The sequence below is a fragment of the Streptomyces sp. NPDC090741 genome, assembly GCF_044769045.1.
Taxonomy (GTDB): domain Bacteria; phylum Actinomycetota; class Actinomycetes; order Streptomycetales; family Streptomycetaceae; genus Streptomyces.
Genome location: NZ_JBIVXF010000007.1, coordinates 301560 through 320543, shown reverse-complemented (window position 1 = coordinate 320543; position 18984 = coordinate 301560). Strand labels below are relative to the sequence as shown.

The window sequence follows — 18984 nt, the reverse complement described above, 5'->3', positions numbered from 1 at the left end:
CCCGGCGGGATCAGCGAGGGGCGGCGGCCCGGTCCAGGGCGAGGGCCGCCAGGGCCTCCGGGGCGCCGGCCTGGCCCCGGATGCCGGGGAAGGCGTTGACGTCCACGATGAGCGGGGTGCCGTCGCCGGTGTCGATGAGGTCCACCCCGTAGACGTCGAGCGAGAACACCTCGCCGGTACGGCGGACCAGGTCCGCCCAGCCGGGCGGCAGTTCGGCCAGGGGGAGCGGCCGGGTCGGACCCCGGCCCTCCGGTGCGAGCTCGGAGCGGCGCAGGGCGGCGAAGACCCGGTCCCCGATCGCCCACAGCTTGTGGTCCCAGCCGCTGTTGGGCGCGAACTCCTGCACCACGACGGGCTCCTGCGGCCAGGCGTCCGCGAGCTCGCGCAGCCGGGCCCCGTCGTCGACCCGGGCGACCAGGTCATGCCGGCGGCTGTGCCGGCTCTTGACCACCAGGGGCGTGCCGCCGAGCGGCGCGCCGGCCGCCCAGGCCGCGAGGGAGCCGTGGGTACGGGTGCCCGCGAACGGCAGACCGGCGCGCAGGGCCGACTCCGCCATCCGCGTGCGGTCCTGGCAGAGCGCGGTGGCCGCGGCCGAGTTCAGCACCGGGGCCCCGCGCCGCTCCAGCTCCCGAGCGAGGTCCAGCGCCCGCGGCGTCCGCGCCTTCAGCAGGTATACGTCGGCCAGGTCCGCGGGGGCCGCGTCCGCCGCACCCGGATCCAGCGAGTCCACCCGGTGCCCCGCGGCTTCGAGCAGCGCCGTCGCGGCGGCCAGCAGCGGATGGCCGGGCTCCGGCGTGACCAGGCAGATCCTCACAGGGCGGCCTCGCCGGCCCGGGCGGACGCCTGCGCCGCGGACGCCTGCGCCGGGATCGACAGGGGCAGTCCGCGAGCCGGCACGGGGCAGGCCGCCGCCGACGCCGCTGCGGCCGGGCTGCCCGTCCGCGCCAGCCCCAGCACGGCCCGTCCCACCCGGGCCGCCGCGTCCGGGACCTGACGGAAGCTCGGGAAGTCGTTCACGTCCACCACCACCGGCCCGTCCGGACCCAGCAGCACGTCCACCCCGTACAGGTCGAGCCCGTAGACCGCCCCCACCTGCGCGGCGATCGCGGCCACTTCGGCCGACAGCGGCACGCGCCGCTCCCGCACCGCCGGATCCGGGTGCAGGGGCGAGCACCGCTCGGTGGCGAAGAGCTCCCCGCCGACCGCGTACACCTTGATGTCGGTGCCCGAGTTGGCCACGTACGGCTGGGCGATGAGCATGTGCTCGCCCGCCAGCTCCGGGAGCAGCGCTTCGAGCTCCCCGGGCGCGGACACCAGGTGCACGGCCCGCCCGGAGCTGCCGTCCGCGGGCTTGACGACGAGCGGGTACTCCGCGGCCGGTATCTCCCGCAGCAGTTCCGGCCGCGCCACGGCGTACGTCGGGGGCATCGGGAGCCCCCCGGCCCGGCCGATGGCGGCGGCCAGCGCCTTGTCCCGTACGCCCCGGATCGAGCGGGCGTCGTTGACGGTGGTCATGCCGGCCGCGGCGGCGGCTTCGAGCAGGGTCAGCCCGGGGCCGCCGGAGACGGTCTTGAGCACCCAGGCGTCGTGCGTGCCCGAGGCCACGACCTCGCCCATGCGCAGCAGCGAGCCGCCCGGCCGCACCACGTCCACCCGGTGCCCCCATGCGGTCAGCTGCCGGATCACCTCGTTCGGCATTCCGTCGTGGCGGTAGTGCTCCTCCACCAGGAAGCAGAGCCTCATCGACCTTCCCCATATTCCCCGGACGTCCGCCGATCCCGTCCGGCGAGTTGTGACGTCACAGGATGTCATGGAGCGCAATGTGATGATCGGTCCGGTTGGAGAAGGCTTCGCCAAGGCCCTGCCGGCCGGTCACCCGCCGCGCGTGAACGCCACCAGTGCCGCGTCCCGCACCTTCCCCGTGGCCGCGGACGGCCGCGCACGGCGAGGGGCCCGGGCGGCCGTCATCACGGCCGCCCGGGCCCCCCGCCGCGACGCGGCCCGCCGGTCACACCGGCATGGGCACCGATACGAACCGCTTGCCCGACTCGTTCTCGACCACGACCTCCTTGACGTCGGCCGGGTCCACCGCCGCCGAGCCGTCCAGCGACGCGCCCTTGCCCTCGCCCATCTGGCCGCCGACGACCCAACTGCCGGCTGAGGTGCGCTTGCCGTCCTTCCCGACCACGATCAGCATGCAGCGCTCGCCCGGCGGGATCCCCGCCACGGCCGCGTGCACCCGGACCCACTTGGCCGCGGGCGTGACCTGCACGGTCATCCGCGCATTGGTGCGGGCGTCGGTCGCCGAGGCCACCTTCGTACCCGCCGGCGGCGGCGAAGGCTGCGCCGAGACCGACGGGGTGGGCGGCAGCGGCTGGGCGACCGGCGCGCCGTCCGCCGAGCCCAACTGCGCACCGGCCCAGAACACGGCGGCCAGCGAGGCCGCGGCGGCCAGTCCCGCGATGCCCCATCGCCGGCGCCGCTCGCCCGCCGCCTCACCCCGCACCTGCCGCAGCGTGCGCTGGAGCAGCAGGTCACCGCCCTGTGGCGGTCCGTCGAGGAAGGCCTCCGCAGGCACCTCGCCCAACGCCGCTTCCATCTCGCGCAACGCGGTCACCTCCTCTCGGCATTGCACGCAGCCGCTCATGTGCCGCTCGACCCGGCGGACCTCCTCCTCGTCCAGGACGCCGAGAATGTACGGGCCGAGCAGTTCCTCCTCCTCGTGCCGCTGCCGGTTCATGCCACCACCTCCCGCAGTCCAGCACCCTGCCGGGGTGGCCTGCCCATTCGATTGCCCGCCCGGCCCTCCGCGGCGCCGCCCTGGCGGAACACCTCGCGCAGTGCCTTGAGCGCGTAGTGCGCGCGTGATTTGACCGTGCCCGCCGGGATGCCGAGGCTGTCGGCCGCCTCGGCCACGCTCAGCTGGCGGTAGTACAGCTCCTTGAGCACGTCCCGGTGTTCCGGGGACAATTGGTCGAGGGCCCCCAACACGGTCATCGTGTCCACGATGGAGTCCGCGTGGTCCAGCTCCACCGGGGGAGCGGCCGCCTCCCCGGAAACCTCCGCGGGGCGGGCCGCCTTGGCCCGGTAGCGGTCGGTGATGATGTTGCGGGCCACCGTCAGCAGCCAGCCGCGCACCGAACCCTTCCCGTTGACCAGCACGTCGGAATGGCGCCAGGCGCGGATGAGCGTCTCCTGGACGACGTCCTCTGCCGTGGCCCGGTCTCCGGTCAGCCGGGTGGCGTACGCGAGCAGGGCGTGACCGTGCTCCTCGTACACCGACCTGATCAGTGCCTCATCGGTCGAGCCCCGCCGTGTACGGGGCCACAGTGGTCCGGCCATCTCACCCTCTCCGTCTTCCTCGCCCATCTGGTGCGGTCAGAACACGCGCCCCGGCGGGGCCCGGTTCATGTGACCCCCGTCACTTCGGACGGGTGACGCTCAGGTGCGGCAGGCGCGCCCCTCGTTGAGGCAGCCGGCGACGGCGGCCATCTGCGCGTCCGTCATCGCGTCCACGAACATGGCGTGGTCCGTCTTGGGGCTGTGCCGCTGCTCGGGGAAGGAGTCGACGGCGACCGGTACCCCCGGCGGCACCTCGTACGCGAGGGAGATGCGCAGCTGGGGCACGGCGAACGTGCCCTGCGGACAGACGCCGTTGGCCGCGGGGAAGCCGAGGTGCGCGCGGTGCCCCGGGCTCTCGGTGTCCAGCCCGTTCCAGCAACTGGGGAAGGTGAGCGTACGGGTGAGGCGTTCGCCGGCGGGGCAGCGCGGGTAGCGGGTGGTGAACCGGTCCGGGGAGCCGGAACAGCCCCAGCGGGCGCGTACGTCCGCGTCGCTCGCCGCCGTGTACGCCACCGCGTCGCCGGTCATCGCGCGCAGGAAGCGCGGCATCGGCACGACCTTGCCCACCGGGTTGCCGCGGAACTCCACGGTGACCGCCGCCTCGGGCAGGATCTCGCCCGTGTTGCCGTGCCCGGCGGAGCTCTCGTGCGGGTGGCTGCTCACCCGGTCCGGCCGGCGCAGGACCGGCCAGTAGTACGTGGACCGGTCGCCGCCAAGGCAACTGGTCGCGGCGGCGGCCAGGGAGGCGTCGGTCGACATCGCGTCCGTGGACAGGTTCCCCACGTACGCGTGGGTGTGGTGGGCGCCCGAGCGCAGCCCCGGCGACACCACGAGGTTGTCCTCGTTGTAGTGGCGCTCCTCGTTGCGCCCGCAGTCCACCGTCACGGTGCCCGTCGAGGCGTCGGGTCCGATCGCCGACGGATCGCGGGGGCCGGGTGGTACATCCCGTATGTCCACGTAATCGCGGGAGTTCATCCCGGAATGCGCGGTCCCGTCGGGGCTCGCCACCCGGGTGGCGCCCAGCACGGCGGCCGTCAGTCCGATGCCGAGCACCAGGCAGACGAGCAGTGTGAGCAGTCGGCGTTCGTTCCCCATGCGGGTCACGGTTGCCGCTGCGCGCCGCAGCGTCAACCTGACGTCCCGTATGTCGGCCGGAGCCCCGCCGCCGGGGGGCCCGCGAGCTTGCCGAGCGGTCGGGGGACCGCGCACAGTGACCGGCATGACACCCGCTGAGCTCCTGCACGCGTTCGCCCGCACCCGCGCCTCGCTCGACGGCGGCGAGGTGGCCTTCTGGTGGTCCGGGGACATCTACTCCTGGGCCCCGGAGCAGCCGTACCGGCGTCTCTTCGGCTTCGAGGGCCTCAACGTCTCCCGGCTCGTCCCGGACCCGGAGACCGACGGCTTCCAACTGCTGACCAGGGAGGCCGCCTTCTACCTGGATCCGCAGACCCGGGAGATCCTGGAGACCTGGGAGGACAAGCCGGTCATCCACATCTGGAACGATCCGGCCAACCTGAGGCTGCGTCCCTTCCCCGTCCCCCTGACCGAGCTCGGGGACCAGGTCTGCTTCAGCCTGGAGATCCCGCTCGCCTATCCGTCGCCGCTGCCGGTCGCCGACTATCCGCTCAACTCCGCCGACGACACGTACCGGGCCCTGGAGCTCTTCCAGTTCTTCACCCCGGGCACGGTGCTGACCACCGACGAGCCGAGCGTCCCCTGCACCATGTCCTGGACGCGGATGTCCCCGTGGCTCCCGTGGATGGAGCAGGGCCAACGCCCGGGCGGCCTGACCTTCCACTGCCGGGGCCGCAAGCTGGGCTCGTACGCCGACGTCCCGGAGCGCACCCGCGCGTACATCGCGGCCCGCCACCCGGAGTACGCCCACGCCCCGGAGAAGTGGACCGAACCCAACGAGACGAGCTGGACCTACTTCCGCACCCACCAGGGCTCCCCGCCGCGGTAGCGGACCCGGGCGGCAGCCGCTCCGAAGGGCCTCCGACCTCGTACGGTACGTCCCCCGGGATGCGGCGCGTGACGGATGAGCCGATGATGGTTACGACCCGTAGAGGGCCGGTACGCGAGCGTCGACCGCCTGCGCAGGCTGCAGGCCGTCGCCCTCCCGCTCGCGGCCGGGCGCCTCCGACCCCACAGCGTGTTCCCACCGGCGGCAGGGCGCTTTGACGCCCTTCGTCCCGAGGGGCCGGCGGCGTCGGCGCGTTCGTCGGGCGGAGGAGGAGTTGTGGCACCTCTGGCACGGATTCCGTTGGGCGGCGGGGGCAGTCTCCTGATCGAGGCCCCGGCCGGGCTGGACGGGCCGGTGAAGGCCGGCCGTCTCGGCGACGCGATCCACGAGCTCCCGCAGACCCTGCAAGAGGCTCTGGTACCGGTCACGGAGGCGGCGCGCGTCACGCTCGAACAGTTGCGCAAGGCCCGGCCCGACCAGATCGTCGTCGGGTTCGGCGTCGACCTCGCGGTCGAGGCGGGGGCCGTGATCACCAAGACCGGCGCCCAGTGCCACCTCAACGTGACCATGACGTGGACGCGGAAGGATCCCGACCCTCCGGCCCCGCACGAGGGCGCGGGCTGATCCGATGGGCACCGCAGCGCCCGGGCCGGAGCGGGACGGTACGTCTCGGCTGCCGCCCGCCGTGGCCCAGATCCTGGGATCCGAAGGACAAGTGGCCGGGGCGGGCTTCCTGGTGGCGGGGGACGTCCTGGCCACCTGTGCGCACGTCGTCACCGCGGCCGGATCCGGGCCGGGCGCGAGCGTGCAGCTGGTTTTCCCGCACGCGGCCGGCGCACCCCGGGTCGAGGGGCACGTCCTGGAGGAGGCCTGGCGGGCTCCCGAGGGCGAGGACGTGGCCATCGTGCGCCTGAGCGGCACCCCGGCGGATGCCGAGGCGCTGCCCTTGGGCTCCGCGGCAGGTTGCCGGGGCCACCCGGTGCGCTCGTTCGGGTTCCCCGCCCAGGCCCCGCCGGGAGGCCACTTCGGCTTCGGGGTGGCCGGCGACCTGCTGCCGGCCGGCGAGGGCCGGGGCGATTACCTCCAGTTGACCGCCGCGAACGACCTGACCACCGGATTCAGCGGCGGCCCGGTGGTCGACGAGGTGACCGGCCTGGTCATCGGCATGCTCACCGAGATCACCGCCCCGGACGCGTACGAGCGGGGGCAGGGCATCGCCTACGTCACCCCCGTCCAGGTGCTGCGGGAGGTCTGGCCCGGCCTGGCCGAGCAGGAGGTGTGCCCCTACCAGGGGTTGGAGGCGTTCACCGCGGACGAGGTCCGGTGGTTCGAGGGCCGGACGGACGCGGTGCGGCAGGTATTGGCGAACCTGGCGCGGCAGCAGCGGCTGACCTTGCTGCTGGGGCCCTCCGGCTCGGGCAAGTCGTCCCTGGTCGAAGCCGGGGTGCTACCCGCGCTGGCAGCCGGTGAACTGCCGGGAAGCGACCGGTGGCTGCCGGTCCTCGCCCGACCCCGGGAGGACCTCCTGGTCGAGATCGAGCGCGCCGGCCTCCCCGAGACCACCACACTCGGCATCGCCGCGGCCGTCACCCGCAAGCTGCAGGCCGAACCCTCGTACCAGCGCGTCGTCCTGGTCATCGACCAGTTCGAGGAGCTCCTCGCCCAGTCCGCCGCCGGCCCGCAGCACGAGCGCCGGCTGGCCGCCACGAACCAGATCACCGCGGCGGTCCAGTCACAGGCCGAGCTCAGCGTCATCCTGATCATGCGCGACGACTTCTACCCCCAGCTGGCCGCGCTGGCCCGCATGCTGGAGGCGGCGATGCCGGGTCTGCTCAACGTGCCGAGCGCCCTGAGCCAGCAGGACCTGCACGACATCATCACGCTGCCCGCGCAGGACATGGGGGCCCGGTTCCAGCACGGGCTGCCCGAGCAGATCATCAGCGATGTCCTGGCCATCACACCGGAGCAGGGCGCCGCCCGCCAGGCACCCGTCACGGTGCTGCCCCTGCTGGAGCTGACGCTCAGCCAGCTGTGGCAGCGGCGCCAGGACGGGTACCTCACCCACGATGCGTACCGGCGGATCGGCGGGGTCACCGGCAGCCTGACCACGTTCTGCGACACGGCCCTCAACCAGCTGCCCCCGGAGCACCGGCCCATCGCCCAGCGGATCCTGACCTCCCTGGTGCGGCCGGCGGACGTCGCCCACCACATCCCTGCCATCCGCGCCCAGGTCCCGCTGTACGAACTGCGCGAGCTGGCGGCAGACCCGGACGCCCCGCGCGACGTGGGTGAAGCCTTCGACCAGGTGCTGGCGGCCCTCACCCATCACCGCATCATCACGACGCACACGCCCCGCACTCCCGGCCGCCCCGAGGTCCCGGCCGGGCCGCCCGTCGCCGAGCTGATCCACGACGCACTCATCCAGGACTGGGGAACGCTGCGCGAGTGGGTCAGCCAGGACCACCGTTTCCGGGAGTGGTTCGAGCACACCCGTGAACGGCGCGCGCGCTGGGTGGAAGGCAGCAACCCCGGGGACCTGCTTGCGGGAACGGCACTTGCGGAAGGCCTCGATTGGTCGCACCAGCGGCACTTGCCCGGCGACGTCGCAGCCTTCCTCACCGCGAGCCAGGAGCGCCAGCAGGCCGTCATCCGGCGCAGCAGACGCCTCAACATGATCCTGGCCGCGCTGCTCGCCCTCGCGCTCGTGGCCGTGGGAGGAACCGTCTGGCAGTGGCGCAGAGCCGACGTCAGGGGTGAGGCGGCTTCGTCACGGCAGCTCGCCACCAAGGCCGGTGCGCTGATGAGTACGAACCCCGACGTGGCCTCGTTGCTGGCCATCCAGGCATACCGCACCAGCCCGACCCCCGAGTCCGTCGAAGGCCTTCACGACGCGGCAGTCCTCCCGCTGCGGCTGCGCCTGCCGGCTCACACGGGCACGGTGTGGTCGGTGGCGTTCAGCCCTGACGGGAAGACCGTCGCCAGCGCCGGTGGCGATGGCACCGTGCTGTTGTGGGACGCGGCCACCGGCAAGGTCCGCCACATCCTGAAGGGGCAGGGTGGGGAGGTGAACTCGGTGGCGTTCAGCCGGGACGGGCACACCCTTGCCGCCGGTAGCACGGACGCCTCGGTGCTGTTGTGGGATACCGACATGCCGGGCGAGAAGCCCCGCTCCTTGACGGGGCACGGCGACGCGGTGGCCTCCGTGGCGTTCAGCCCGGACGGGGGCACCCTCGCCTCGGGAAGCTCCGACAAGACGGTGCGGCTGTGGGACGTGCACTCGGGTACGTGGCGCAAGACCCTGTCCGGTCACACCGAGGCGGTGGGCGCCGTGGCGTTCAGCCCCGACGGGAGCAAGATCGCCACGGGGAGTTGGGACAATACGGCGCGGCTGTGGGACGTGAAGACCGGTACGCCCCGCGCCAAACTGACCAGCCACACCAACACGGTCTTCTCGGTGGCGTTCAGTCCTGATGGGCGCACCCTCGCCACGGGCAGCGACGACAACACGGCGAAGCTGTGGAACGTGGCCGATGGCAAGCTCCGTGCCACACTGTCCGACCACACCGACTCCGTGTATTCCGTGGCGTTCGCCCCCGACAACCGGACTCTTGCCACCGGCAGTGCCGATAACACGGTGCGCTTGTGGGACGTGCCCACGGCCACGCCCCGCGCCACTCTCACCGGGCACACCGACACGGTGCAATCCGTGGCGTTCAGTCCTGACGGACACACCCTCGCCACCGGCAGCAAGGACACCACCCTGCGTTTCTGGGACGTGGCCACCGGCCAGAAACACGCTCCGCTGAGCGGCCACACCGACGGGGTGGAAGCGGTGGCCTTCAGCTCCGGGAAGGGCATTCTCGCCTCTGGCAGCGATGACAACACGGTGTGCTTGTGGGATGTGGCCAAAGGCAAGGTCCTGCACGTTCTGAAGGGCCACACCGGGACGGTGAACGCGGTGGCGTTCAGTCCTGACGGGAGCACCCTCGCCACCGGGAGCGACGACACCACCGTGCGTTTGTGGAATGTGGCCACAGGTGAGATGCGTGCCCCGCTGAGAGGTCACGGCGAAACGGTGGGATCCGTGGCGTTCAGCCCCGACGGGCGCACCCTCGTCACCGGCGGTCGTGACGCGAAGGTGTTGCTGTGGGACGTGGCCGCCCGCAGGGTCCGTGACGAATTCGTCGACACCGACGAGATGTCGGTGACGTCCATGGCCTTCAGCCCCGACGGGGGCACGCTCGCCGTCGCCAGCGCCGACAGCATCGTGCGGTTGTGGGACGTACGCACCCACGCCATGTCCAAGCTGACCGGTCATGACGGACCGGTGTATTCAGTCGCGTTCCGGCCCAAGGGGGACATCCTCGCCACCGGCAGTGACGACAGCACCGTACTGCTCTGGGACGTGGCGACGCGCAAGGTGCGCGCCACGCTGACCGGCCACACCGACGCGGTGTACGGAGTGGCGTTCAGTCGGGACGGGCAGACGCTGGCCACCGGCAGCGCCGATACGAAGGTGCGGTTGTGGGACGTGGCCACCGGCCAGACCCTGGTCACGTATGCCAACCCTGCCGGAGAGGCGACGGCGGTGGCGTTCAGCCCCGACGGGCGGACCCTCGCCGCCGGCAGCACCGACGACTCGGTGCGGTTGTGGAGTGCCTCCCTCCCCTCGCCCGCGTCCGCCGTCCAAGAGATCTGTCACGCCGTCGGCCGTGACCTCACCGCGAAGGAGCGGGCGGCGTACCTCCAGGGCGGACCGGGAGGCCGCGTGTGCCCGTCCCGCTGATGCCGCGATGCGCATGACCTCGCACGGACGCCCTTCCGCACGGCCGCTCTCTTAACCCGGGACGGCCGTGCGCCGCCGAAGCTCCCGGCCGCGGCCGGGAGCTTCCGGCTGTCCGGGTTCGAGTGGTTCGTCCTGCCTCGCATAAGGCCCGTGGGATACCGGGGACCTGAGGGTCGGGGCCCTGGGGGCGGGGGGTAGGGTCCGGGGGAGGTGTAAGGGGGGCTGCGGGGGTGCGGACAAGGGTTTTCCCTGTATCGGGTTCATCCCCGCGTTGCCTACTGTCTGCCCACCGGCGATCTCTCCCGCTCCGAACGGACCCCGCGCCAACCCCACATGGTGTGAAGCCGTCCGGGCGGGCGGATCGCCCGCACCGCCGTTGTCCCAGCCCCGCCGAAGCGGCCGGGACAGCGCGGCGAGCAGCGGTGGCCGGGACGGGATTGACCGCCCCGTCCCCGGCCCCGTAGTCGCCGGTTCACCTCCCACACTGCTCCAACCGCCCGCTCCGGCCTGCCCGGAAAGGGCTCGCGAAAGGGAACACCGTGCACGCAACGAGACGCAGGCTCATATCCGTGGTGGCGATGTCCGTCACCCTGCTCGCCGGCTCCGCCACCGCTTCCGTGGCCCTCGCCGGCTCGGAGCCCGCGCCGGCCCCGGCCGCCGCCTCCACCCTGCCGGCCGCGGGGGCGCCGGCCGCTCCCGACGCCGCGCCGGTGCAGAACCTGATCGTCGGCTACAAGTCCTCGGCCACCGAGGCCAGCTCCAACAAGGCCGCCGCCGACGACGCGGCCGCCAAGGGCAAGAAGGCCGGCAAGAAGGCGAAGTTCGACCGCCGTCTCGGCACCGGTGCCGCCCTCGTCAACCTGGGCGGCTCCGTCGCCCCGGCCGCCGCGGCCGACGTGATGGCCCAGTTCCGTGCCGACCCGGACGTCGCGTACGTCGAGGCGGACTCCCGCGCCTACGCGATGGCCACCCCGAACGACACCGAGTACGCCAAGCAGTGGGACCTCTTCGAGCCCACCGGCGGCATGAACGTTCCTGCCGCCTGGGACAAGACCACCGGCTCCGGCGTCACCGTCGCCGTGATCGACACCGGCTACGTGGCCCACTCCGACGTCGCCCCGAACATCGTCGCCGGCTACGACTTCATCTCCGACGCCACCGCCGCCCGTGACGGCAACGGCCGTGACAACAACCCGGCCGACGCGGGCGACTGGAGTGCGGCCGGCGAGTGCGGCACCGGCTCCCCGGCCAGCGGCTCCTCCTGGCACGGCACCCACGTCGCGGGCACCATCGCCGCCGCCACCAACAACGCCAACGGCATCGCGGGCATCGCGTACAACGCGAAGATCCAGCCCGTCCGCGTGCTCGGCAAGTGCGGTGGCGCCACCTCCGACATCGTCGACGCCATCACCTGGGCCTCCGGCGGCACCGTCGCGGGCATCCCGGCGAACGCCACCCCCGCCAAGGTCATCAACATGAGCCTCGGCGGCTCCGGCGCCTGCACCTCCAGCTACCAGAACGCCATCAACGCGGCCGTCGCCCGCGGCACCACGGTCGTGGTCGCCGCCGGCAACAGCAACGCGGACGCGGCCGGCTTCTCGCCCGCCAGCTGCAACAACGTGGTCTCCGTGGCCGCCACCAACCGCACCGGTGACCGCTCGTTCTACTCCAACTTCGGCAGCCGCGTCGACGTCTCCGCGCCGGGCGGTGAGACCCGCCGCGCCACCGACACGCCCGGCACCGTCACCACCCCCGAGAACGGCATCCTCTCCACGCTGAACAGCGGCGCCACCACCCCGGGCTCCGAGATCTACAAGCCCTACCAGGGCACCAGCATGGCCGCCCCGCACATCGCGGGCCTCGCCGCGCTCGTCGTCGCCGCCAAGCCCTCGCTGACCCCGGCGCAGGTCGAGTCGGCCATCAAGGCCAACGCCCGCCCGCTGCCCGGCACCTGCACCGGCGGCTGCGGCACCGGCATCGCCGACGCGGCCGCGACCATCACCGCCGTCACCTCGGCGCCCGCCCCGGGCTTCGAGAACGGTACGAACGTGAACATCCTCGACAACACGACCGTCGAGAGCCCGATCACCGTCAGCGGAGTCGCGGGCAACGCCCCGGCCGCGCTCAAGGTGAACGTGAACATCGTGCACACGTACATCGGTGACCTGAAGGTCGACCTGGTCGCCCCGGACGGCTCCGTCTACACCCTGCACAACCGCGCGGGCGGCAGCACCGCCAACATCAACCAGCAGTACTCCGTGAACGCCTCCTCCGAGGTCGCCAACGGCACCTGGAAGCTCCGCGTCAACGACAACGCGGGCGGCGACACCGGCTTCATCGACTCCTGGAGCCTCGGCTTCTGAGAGCCTGACAGCCTCGGCCGTCAGACGCACCGGCCAGGTGCACCGGCCGGGCGTTCCAGTACGGACCATTGAGCCCGCGGACCTGCCGATACACCTCGTATCGGCAGGTCCGCAGCCGTTTCCCGGCAGCTGACTGAATTCTGCGTCACAATCCGGGTCCACCCGGCATCCGACCTCGTATTGTCGCGTCTCACAGGAGATGCACAGAAGTGGGGACGAGAGGCTGGTGGCTGTGCGTGGTGGCGGCGACGGGGAACGCTGACACGACCGTCGGACACGGTGAACTGATCAAGGAGGTCGAACGCGCGCTGACCACGCACGGGCGGGCCCTCCTCACCGGACCCGCCGGCGCGGGGAAGACCGAGGTGGCCGGCGCCGTCGCGGCCGCCGCCGCGACCCGCCACGAGACCGTGCTGCGCCTCGCCCCCGAGGCCGCCGACCAGTGGATACCGGAGGCCTCCGCCGCCGCACTCCTCGCCTCCGTACCCTGTTCCGCGCTGGAACGGCTCTCCGGACCCCAGCGCACCGCCATCGCCCTGCTGCGCCGGGAGACCGACGCGCCCCGCGCCGGCCGCGACCACGTCGCGCTGCGCCTCGCCGTCGTCGAGGTCCTGCGCACCCTCGCCGCCCGCACCCCCGTCCTGCTCGTCCTCGACAACGCCCAGTGGCTGGACGCGGAAAGCACCGATCTGCTCAGGTTCGCCCTGCGGCTGACCCCGCCCCGCGTACGGGTCCTCGTAGCCGAATGCGTCCAGGGCGGCGCCCCCGTCGGCGGCCCCCTGTGCGGCCCCGGCACCCCCGCGATCCGCGTCCCCGCGCTCGGCGCCGACGAGGTCGCCGAACTCCTGGCCCGCCACGGCCTCCCCGCCCGCCTCGCCGGCCGCATCCACCAGGCCAGCGGCGGAAACCCGCGCCTCGCCCTCGCCCTCGGCCACTCCCTCGCCGAAGCCGCCGAGGCCCGCGACGCCAGCGCCCACCACGCCGACCCCCTGCCCCTGTCCGGCCAGGCCCGTGAGGTCGCCCGCCGGCTCCTCGCCGAAGCCCCGGCACCCGCGCGCCGCACCCTGCTGCTCGCCGCCCTCGCGGCCAGCCCGACCACCGCCCTGCTGCGCCGGGCCGGCCGGCCCGACGCCGAGGCCGAACTCGCCGAAGCCGAACGGGCCGCGCTGGTCACCGTGCGGGAGGACGGTGCCGTCACCTTCACCGCCGGGGCCCTGCCCATGGCCCTGGCCGCCGACGCCGGCTGGCCGGAACGCGCCGCCGGACACTCCGCGCTCGCCGCCGCCGTCGACGACCCCGTCCAGGCCGTACGCCACCGCGCGCTGGCCGTGGACACCCCCGACGAGTGGCTCGCCGCCGAGATCACCGAGGCCGCCGCGGCCTGCCGCAGACGCGGTCAGCGCGCCCTGGCCGCCGAGCTCGGCCTGCTCGCGGCCGAACGTACGCCGACCAACCGCGCCGGGGACGAACTGGCCCGCCTCGTCGCCGCCGCCGAGGACGCCGGCTGGGCCGGCCGCGCCGACCTCGCCCGCCGCGCCACCCGCGCCGTACTGGCCCGCGACGCCTCGCCCGCCGACCGGGTACGGGCCCGGCTCGCCGTGATCGACGCCGCGGGACAGGCCCTCGCCGCCCTCGACGAGACCTTCGCGTACGCCATGGACGACGCCGCCGGGGACCCCGCCCTCCAAGCGGCCGTACAGCTGCGCATCGCCACGAAGTACAACCTCAGCGACGGCGACCCCGTGCGCTCCCGCGACGCCGCGGCCGAGGCCGGCGCGCTCGCCGCCCTCGGCGGCGACCAGGTCGCCGAGGCGATGGCCCTGACCGTACGGGCCCGGATGGGCCGCATCCTCGGGGACCCCGACGCCGAGGACATCCTGGCCGAGGCCCTGGCCCTGCCCGCCCCCGAGGTGCCGCTCGGCATGCGCAACGCGCCGCAGTACCTCGCCGTACGGCACGCCCTGTTCGACGACCGCCTCGACGACGCCCGCAGCCAGCTCCTCGTCCTGCTCCCCGCCGTCCGGCGCACCGGATCCGCGGAGGACGTCTTCGAGGTCCTGCGCAGCCTCACCGAGGTGGAACTGCGCCGCGGCCGGTGCACGTCCGCGTCCGCGCACGCCCGCCGCGCCCTCGAACTCACCATCGAGGCGGGCCTCTCGCCCGGCCCCGCCTGGTACGCCGCCGCGATGGCCGAGGCCATGGGCGGCAGCTTCGCCCGCGCCGCGGGCTACGCCCGGCGCGGCATCCAGGCCTCCGAGGAGGAACACGACCAGGTGTTCCTCTCGCGCAGCCTGTACGCACTCGGCCTGACCGAGCTGGCGACCGGGGAGGCCGCCAGAGCCGTGGCCACCCTGCGCCGGGTCGCCGAACTGGAGGAGGCCCAGCAGGTCGTCGACCCCTCGATCCTGCGCTGGCACGGAGAGCTGGCCGAGGCCCTGGTGGCCGCCGACGCGCCCGACGAGGCCGCCGAACTGATCGGCTCCGTCCGTACGGTGGCCCTCGGCCTCGGCCGCACCGCGGTGGTCGCCGCGCTCGACCGGGCCCGCGGCCTGTGCCTGTCCGCGCACGGCGACGCCGACGCCGCCGTGGACCTGCTGGAGGCGACGGCGCAGCGGTTCGCCGCCCTTGAACTCCCGATGGAGCGCGGCCGTACGCTGCTCGCCCTGGCCAGGGTGGAACGGCGCCGGCGCCGGCGCGCCCCCGCCCGCGCCGCCCTGCGGGCCGCCGCCGAGGTGTTCACCGCGGCCGGCGCGAAGCCCTGGGCCGAACTCGCCGTGGAGAACCGGGAGCCGGGACCTGCCCCGGGCGGCGGCGCGGGCGTGGTCCTGGCGGCGCTGACCGAGGCGGAGACCCGTCTCGCCCTGCTCGTGGCCGAGGGCGCCAGCAACCAGGAGGCGGCCGCGAAGCTGTTCGTCAGCGTCAAGACGGTCGAGGCCCGGCTGACCCGGATCTACCAGAAGCTCGACGTACGCTCCCGGGCCCAGCTGGCCACCACCCTGCGCACCCGCTGACGGGCGCGCAGGGTGCGGGACTCAGCAGCCGAGGTTGCCGCCCGGGCTCACGCCCAGGATCTGCGTGAAGGACTGGTAGGCGTTGATCCGGCTCTGGACCTGGGCGGGGTTGCCGCCGTTGCACTCCAGGGAGCCGTTGATGGAGCGGATCGTCTCGCCGAAGCCGGCGCCGTTGACCATGGCGGCGTGGGCGGTCATCGTGCCCGGACCGTTCTGGGTGTTCCAGTACCAGAGGGCGGTCTTCATGGCGATCGCCGGATCCTGTTCCACGAGGTAAGGGTTGGCGAGCAGGTTGATGCCCAGGGCGTCGCCGGCGGCCTTGTAGTTGAAGTTCCAGCTGAGCTGGATCGGGCCGCGGCCGTAGTAGGCGGCCTGTCCGGCGGGACAGCCGTACGGCTGGCTCGCGTCGCAGTAGTGGGGGTAGTTGGCGGTGTTCTGCTCGACGATGTATATGAGCCCGCCCGTCTCGTGCGAGACGTTCGCCAGGAACGCCGCCGCCTCGCGCCGCTTGACGGTGTCGTCACCGGTGTTGGCGAAGCCGGGGTACGCCGACAGGGCCGCGACCAGGCCGTTGTAGGTGTAGAAGGAGTTCCGGTTCGGGAACATCTGGTTGAACTGGGCCTCGGAGACCACGAATCCGGAGGGGTTGCCGGGGTCGGGGTCCTGGCCGCCGCCACCGCCGCAGGTGCCTTGGTCGGACCAGACGCCCCACTGCCCGGTGGTGCCGGGCGTCTCGCCCTGCGTCCACCACTTGGCCTGCCAGTTGTGCCCGCTGTACGAGGCGCTCATGCCGTTCGTGTAGACGGCGGACGAGGACCACGGGGTGACGCAGGCCGCGGCCGCGGAGGCGGGCGAGGCGGGGAGGGCGACCGCGAGGCCGATGGTGGCGGCAGCGGCGGCGGCCAGGGCGAGTGCTCGGCGGCGAAGCGCACGTATCACGTAACTGCTCCTTCAGTGGGGGGAATTGCCGTGGGGGGCATTCCTCGCCACTGAAGCGAAACTGGTCTGGACCTGTCAAGGTCTAGACCAGCATTCCTTCCTTTCGGACAACAAACGGGCAGGGCCCGTACGCGCCGACGCGCATACGGGCCCTGCCGGTTGCCGAAGGGCGGTCAGCTGCCGGCGGAGAGGTTGCCGGAGAGGACCGGGATGTTGTCCACGATGTGGGAGAGGGACTCGTCACCCTTGGCCTGGGTGGAGTTCTCGGTGCACTGCTGGTTCATCGGGTTGGACAGGACGTTGATGTCCTGGACGCCGATGTTGGCGATGAGGGCCACCAGCGACTGGGCGTTGACCTTCGCCGGCAGGCCGACGCAGAGCTTGTTGAGCGAGCCCTGGACCGCGCTGAGCTGCGGGCTCATCGCGCCCTCGGTCTCCTGGTTGCCGTAGATCTGCGAGGCGCCGTTGCCGTTGACCGTGTTGATGCCGTTGTCGTTGCCGATCGCCATCGCCGGGGCGGCAACCGCGGCGCCGAGGCCCAGCACGGAGGCGGTGACCGCAGTGGTGGCCATGAGCTTCTTGAGCATGAGGAGATTCCTTCTGTAGCGCTGTTGCGTGGGACGGCTGCCCCCGGCGGGACGAGCTGATCAACTGCAATCCGCGCGCTTGGTTATCGCCTGTCACCCGAGTGGCCCAGCACGTCCCCCGTGACCGGGGCGCGCGAAAGGGGCCGCCCCCAGCTCAGCTGGAGACGGCCCCTTCGTCCGACATCTTCAGGGCATCGCCGTGGAGACGGCCGCGGGCGGTCAGCCCGTCTTGCGGCGGGTCTTCTTGTTCTTGCCGCCCGCGCCACCGCTCGCGCCCTGGATCTTCGCCCGGCTCTGGTGAGCCTGCTGTGCATGGGCACTGCGGGCATTGCGGTCAAGGGCCTCCCGGAACTTGCGCTTGGCCTCTTCGGCCGGCGATTCGTCCTGCGGGGTGTCCGACTCTTGTGCCATGTGTCCTCCTGGGTCGACCTGAAGCCGTCTCAGTCTGTCACCCACCGTCCCCCCTGACCAGCGGGTTCCGTTCCAGGGGCCCGGGCCGGACCGGGTCGGGGCCCCGACCGACCGGATCGGCGGCCGGTGGGCACACGCGAAGTCCCGGGCCTCGCGGGGAGACCCGGGACTTCACTGGTGCACTTCGCTTGACCGCCGTGTTCAACGACGGACCGCCCCCGAGGTCACGCCCCGGGGGACACGCGACGTTGGTGTACCCGCAGCTGCAGGGTGGCGAGGTCCAGCAGCGGGGTGGGCACGGCGAGCGCGCGGGCCCGGGCGATCAGGTCGCCGAAGACGTGCTCGACCTCCGTGGGACGGCCGGCGGCCAGGTCCCGGTACATCGACGGGGTGAGCGGGGAGCCGGGCGTGGTCACCGTACGGGCCGTGAAGGCGAGCTCGGCGTCCGGCACGGGATGGCCCGCCGCGGCCGAGACGGCCGCCGCCTCGGCGAGCACGGCCCGCCCGAGCTCGGCGCCGCCGGGCACGGCGGCGACCTCGCCGACGGAGCCGCGCCCCAGGCAGGTGACGGCCGCCAGGGTGCTGATGAACACCCACTTGTGCCACATCGCGCCGACGACGTCCGCGGTCTCGGGGCTGTCGATGCCCGCCCCGCTCAGCACGGCGCGTACGGCGTCCACACGGGCGGAGGGCCGGCCGTCGAGTTCGCCGGTGACCACGGTGGAGGGCGGGGCCATGCGCACGATGTCGCCGTGCTCGTTCAGGGTGGTGACCACCTTGGCGACGCCGCCGAGGACCGGCGCCCCGCCGAAGCGGTCCCTGAGGTGTCCGAGGTGGGCCATGCCGTTGAGCAGCGGCACGATCGCGGTCCCCGGCCCGACCGCCGCGGCCAGGTCCTTCGCCGCGCGGTCGAGCGCCGTGGACTTCACCGAGAGCAGGACGAGGTCGTACGGGCCCGACAGTGCGTCCGCGGTCACCAACTCGGGAGTGAGCGTGAGCTCTTCACCGAGGCCCGTCACCCGCAGCCCGCGCTCGCGCAGGACGGCGGCGCGTTCCCGGCGGACCAGGAAGGTGACGTCCTGCCCGGCCCGGGCGAGACGGGCGCCGAACCAGCCGCCCACGGCGCCGGCGCCGACTGTCAGGATTCTCATACGGGACAGCCTGTCATGGGACTACGCGCTCCCGCAGGCCCCCGTCGACGGGAATGGCGTCAACTCTGTGTGACGCGCAGCGCGTCGCCGACCAGGCGTACCGCGCGCGAGAGGCGGCCCAGCTGCTGGAGTTCGACGGCGTACATCCGGATCGAGCTCTCGATGACGATCTCGGCCACGCCCATCGAGGGCAGTTCGGCCCGGCTGGTCTCCAGGGCGACCCGGACCGCGCGCATCTCGTGCTGCAGCTGGAGCTGGGCGTGCCGGGTGAGGAGGGCGGGGCTGCGGGTCAGCGTCGAGTAGCTGCCGTAGCGGGCCGGGAGCAGATCACGCAGCCAGCGCATGGCCGTGCGTTCCCAGTCATGGGTGCCGGGGGCCTTGACCTGGCAGGGCCAGTCCGGGCTGAGCGTGGTGGAGACCGTCTGGCGCAT

The 18984-nt window shown here is 73.0% G+C and carries 15 protein-coding genes; 5 read left to right on the top strand and 10 right to left on the bottom strand.

Going from position 1 to position 18984, the window contains the following annotated elements:
• Window positions 1-10: 10 nt before the first annotated feature.
• The 5 genes from ACIQU4_RS21315 to ACIQU4_RS21295 all read right to left on the bottom strand — a co-directional run bounded on the left by ACIQU4_RS21315 (window position 11) and on the right by ACIQU4_RS21295 (window position 4437).
• Window positions 11-814 (bottom strand): RimK family alpha-L-glutamate ligase, encoded by an 804-nt coding sequence (locus ACIQU4_RS21315; RefSeq protein WP_403732844.1) that lies wholly within the window; start codon window positions 812-814, stop codon window positions 11-13.
• Window positions 811-1743 carry a RimK family alpha-L-glutamate ligase gene (locus ACIQU4_RS21310; protein ID WP_403732842.1) on the bottom strand — a complete coding sequence of 311 codons (933 nt, stop codon included), beginning with the start codon at window positions 1741-1743 and terminating at the stop codon, window positions 811-813. Before ACIQU4_RS21310 ends, ACIQU4_RS21315 begins: the two co-directional genes overlap by 4 nt.
• Window positions 1744-2008: 265 nt before the next feature.
• Window positions 2009-2740 (bottom strand): zf-HC2 domain-containing protein, encoded by a 732-nt coding sequence (locus tag ACIQU4_RS21305; protein ID WP_403732840.1) that lies wholly within the window; start codon window positions 2738-2740, stop codon window positions 2009-2011.
• Window positions 2737-3342 (bottom strand): sigma-70 family RNA polymerase sigma factor, encoded by a 606-nt coding sequence (locus ACIQU4_RS21300; protein ID WP_403732837.1) that lies wholly within the window; start codon window positions 3340-3342, stop codon window positions 2737-2739. Before ACIQU4_RS21300 ends, ACIQU4_RS21305 begins: the two co-directional genes overlap by 4 nt.
• 99 nt (window positions 3343-3441) lie before the next feature.
• Entirely contained in the window at window positions 3442-4437 is a 996-nt protein-coding gene (locus ACIQU4_RS21295) for a DUF1996 domain-containing protein (protein WP_403732834.1), read from the bottom strand.
• 124 nt (window positions 4438-4561) lie between these two features.
• Between ACIQU4_RS21295 and ACIQU4_RS21290 the strand changes: the two genes are divergently transcribed.
• From ACIQU4_RS21290 to ACIQU4_RS21270, 5 genes are all read left to right on the top strand, one after another.
• A complete protein-coding gene (locus tag ACIQU4_RS21290) occupies window positions 4562-5305 on the top strand; it encodes a DUF1838 family protein (RefSeq protein ID WP_403732832.1) in 744 nt (247 codons plus the stop codon).
• A 276-nt stretch (window positions 5306-5581) separates the two neighbouring features.
• A complete protein-coding gene (locus tag ACIQU4_RS21285; protein ID WP_403732829.1) occupies window positions 5582-5929 on the top strand; it encodes a CU044_2847 family protein in 348 nt (115 codons plus the stop codon).
• A 4-nt stretch (window positions 5930-5933) separates the two neighbouring features.
• Window positions 5934-10091, top strand: a complete 4158-nt coding sequence (locus ACIQU4_RS21280; protein ID WP_403732826.1) for a trypsin-like peptidase domain-containing protein — start codon at window positions 5934-5936, stop codon at window positions 10089-10091.
• A gap of 578 nt (window positions 10092-10669) precedes the next feature.
• Complete coding sequence (locus tag ACIQU4_RS21275) at window positions 10670-12454, top strand: S8 family serine peptidase (RefSeq protein WP_403733131.1); 1785 nt, start codon at window positions 10670-10672, stop codon at window positions 12452-12454.
• Window positions 12455-12663: 209 nt separating this feature from the next.
• On the top strand, window positions 12664-15465 hold the full coding sequence (locus tag ACIQU4_RS21270) for an AAA family ATPase (RefSeq protein WP_403732823.1): 2802 nt from the start codon (window positions 12664-12666) through the stop codon (window positions 15463-15465).
• Between the two features lie 21 nt (window positions 15466-15486).
• Here the strand turns inward: ACIQU4_RS21270 and ACIQU4_RS21265 are convergent, their stop codons facing one another.
• The 5 genes from ACIQU4_RS21265 to ACIQU4_RS21245 all read right to left on the bottom strand — a co-directional run bounded on the left by ACIQU4_RS21265 (window position 15487) and on the right by ACIQU4_RS21245 (window position 18984).
• Window positions 15487-16404, bottom strand: coding sequence for a glycoside hydrolase family 19 protein (locus ACIQU4_RS21265; protein ID WP_403732821.1), 918 nt, complete (start codon window positions 16402-16404; stop codon window positions 15487-15489).
• 173 nt (window positions 16405-16577) lie between these two features.
• Window positions 16578-16991: a rodlin gene (locus tag ACIQU4_RS21260; protein WP_403732818.1), complete on the bottom strand. Its 414-nt coding sequence runs from the start codon at window positions 16989-16991 to the stop codon at window positions 16578-16580.
• 219 nt (window positions 16992-17210) lie between these two features.
• Window positions 17211-17402 (bottom strand): DUF5302 domain-containing protein, encoded by a 192-nt coding sequence (locus ACIQU4_RS21255; RefSeq protein ID WP_030160954.1) that lies wholly within the window; start codon window positions 17400-17402, stop codon window positions 17211-17213.
• Window positions 17403-17626: 224 nt separating this feature from the next.
• A complete protein-coding gene (locus ACIQU4_RS21250; RefSeq protein ID WP_403732815.1) occupies window positions 17627-18553 on the bottom strand; it encodes a ketopantoate reductase family protein in 927 nt (308 codons plus the stop codon).
• Between the two features lie 59 nt (window positions 18554-18612).
• Complete coding sequence (locus ACIQU4_RS21245) at window positions 18613-18984, bottom strand: hypothetical protein (protein ID WP_030160958.1); 372 nt, start codon at window positions 18982-18984, stop codon at window positions 18613-18615.

Bases quoted from the DNA above. Each gene is read 5' to 3' on its own strand.
- ACIQU4_RS21310 (WP_403732842.1), bottom strand. From the start codon at position 1,743: ATGAGGCTCTGCTTCCTGGTGGAGGAGCACTACCGCCACGACGGAATG.
- ACIQU4_RS21305 (WP_403732840.1), bottom strand. From the start codon at position 2,740: ATGAACCGGCAGCGGCACGAGGAGGAGGAACTGCTCGGCCCGTACATT.
- ACIQU4_RS21300 (WP_403732837.1), bottom strand. From the start codon at position 3,342: ATGGCCGGACCACTGTGGCCCCGTACACGGCGGGGCTCGACCGATGAG.
- ACIQU4_RS21295 (WP_403732834.1), bottom strand. From the start codon at position 4,437: ATGGGGAACGAACGCCGACTGCTCACACTGCTCGTCTGCCTGGTGCTC.
- ACIQU4_RS21290 (WP_403732832.1), top strand. From the start codon at position 4,562: ATGACACCCGCTGAGCTCCTGCACGCGTTCGCCCGCACCCGCGCCTCG.
- ACIQU4_RS21280 (WP_403732826.1), top strand. From the start codon at position 5,934: ATGGGCACCGCAGCGCCCGGGCCGGAGCGGGACGGTACGTCTCGGCTG.
- ACIQU4_RS21275 (WP_403733131.1), top strand. From the start codon at position 10,670: ATGTCCGTCACCCTGCTCGCCGGCTCCGCCACCGCTTCCGTGGCCCTC.
- ACIQU4_RS21260 (WP_403732818.1), bottom strand. From the start codon at position 16,991: ATGCTCAAGAAGCTCATGGCCACCACTGCGGTCACCGCCTCCGTGCTG.
- ACIQU4_RS21255 (WP_030160954.1), bottom strand. From the start codon at position 17,402: ATGGCACAAGAGTCGGACACCCCGCAGGACGAATCGCCGGCCGAAGAG.
- ACIQU4_RS21250 (WP_403732815.1), bottom strand. From the start codon at position 18,553: ATGAGAATCCTGACAGTCGGCGCCGGCGCCGTGGGCGGCTGGTTCGGC.
- ACIQU4_RS21245 (WP_030160958.1), bottom strand. From the start codon at position 18,984: ATGCGCCAGACGGTCTCCACCACGCTCAGCCCGGACTGGCCCTGCCAG.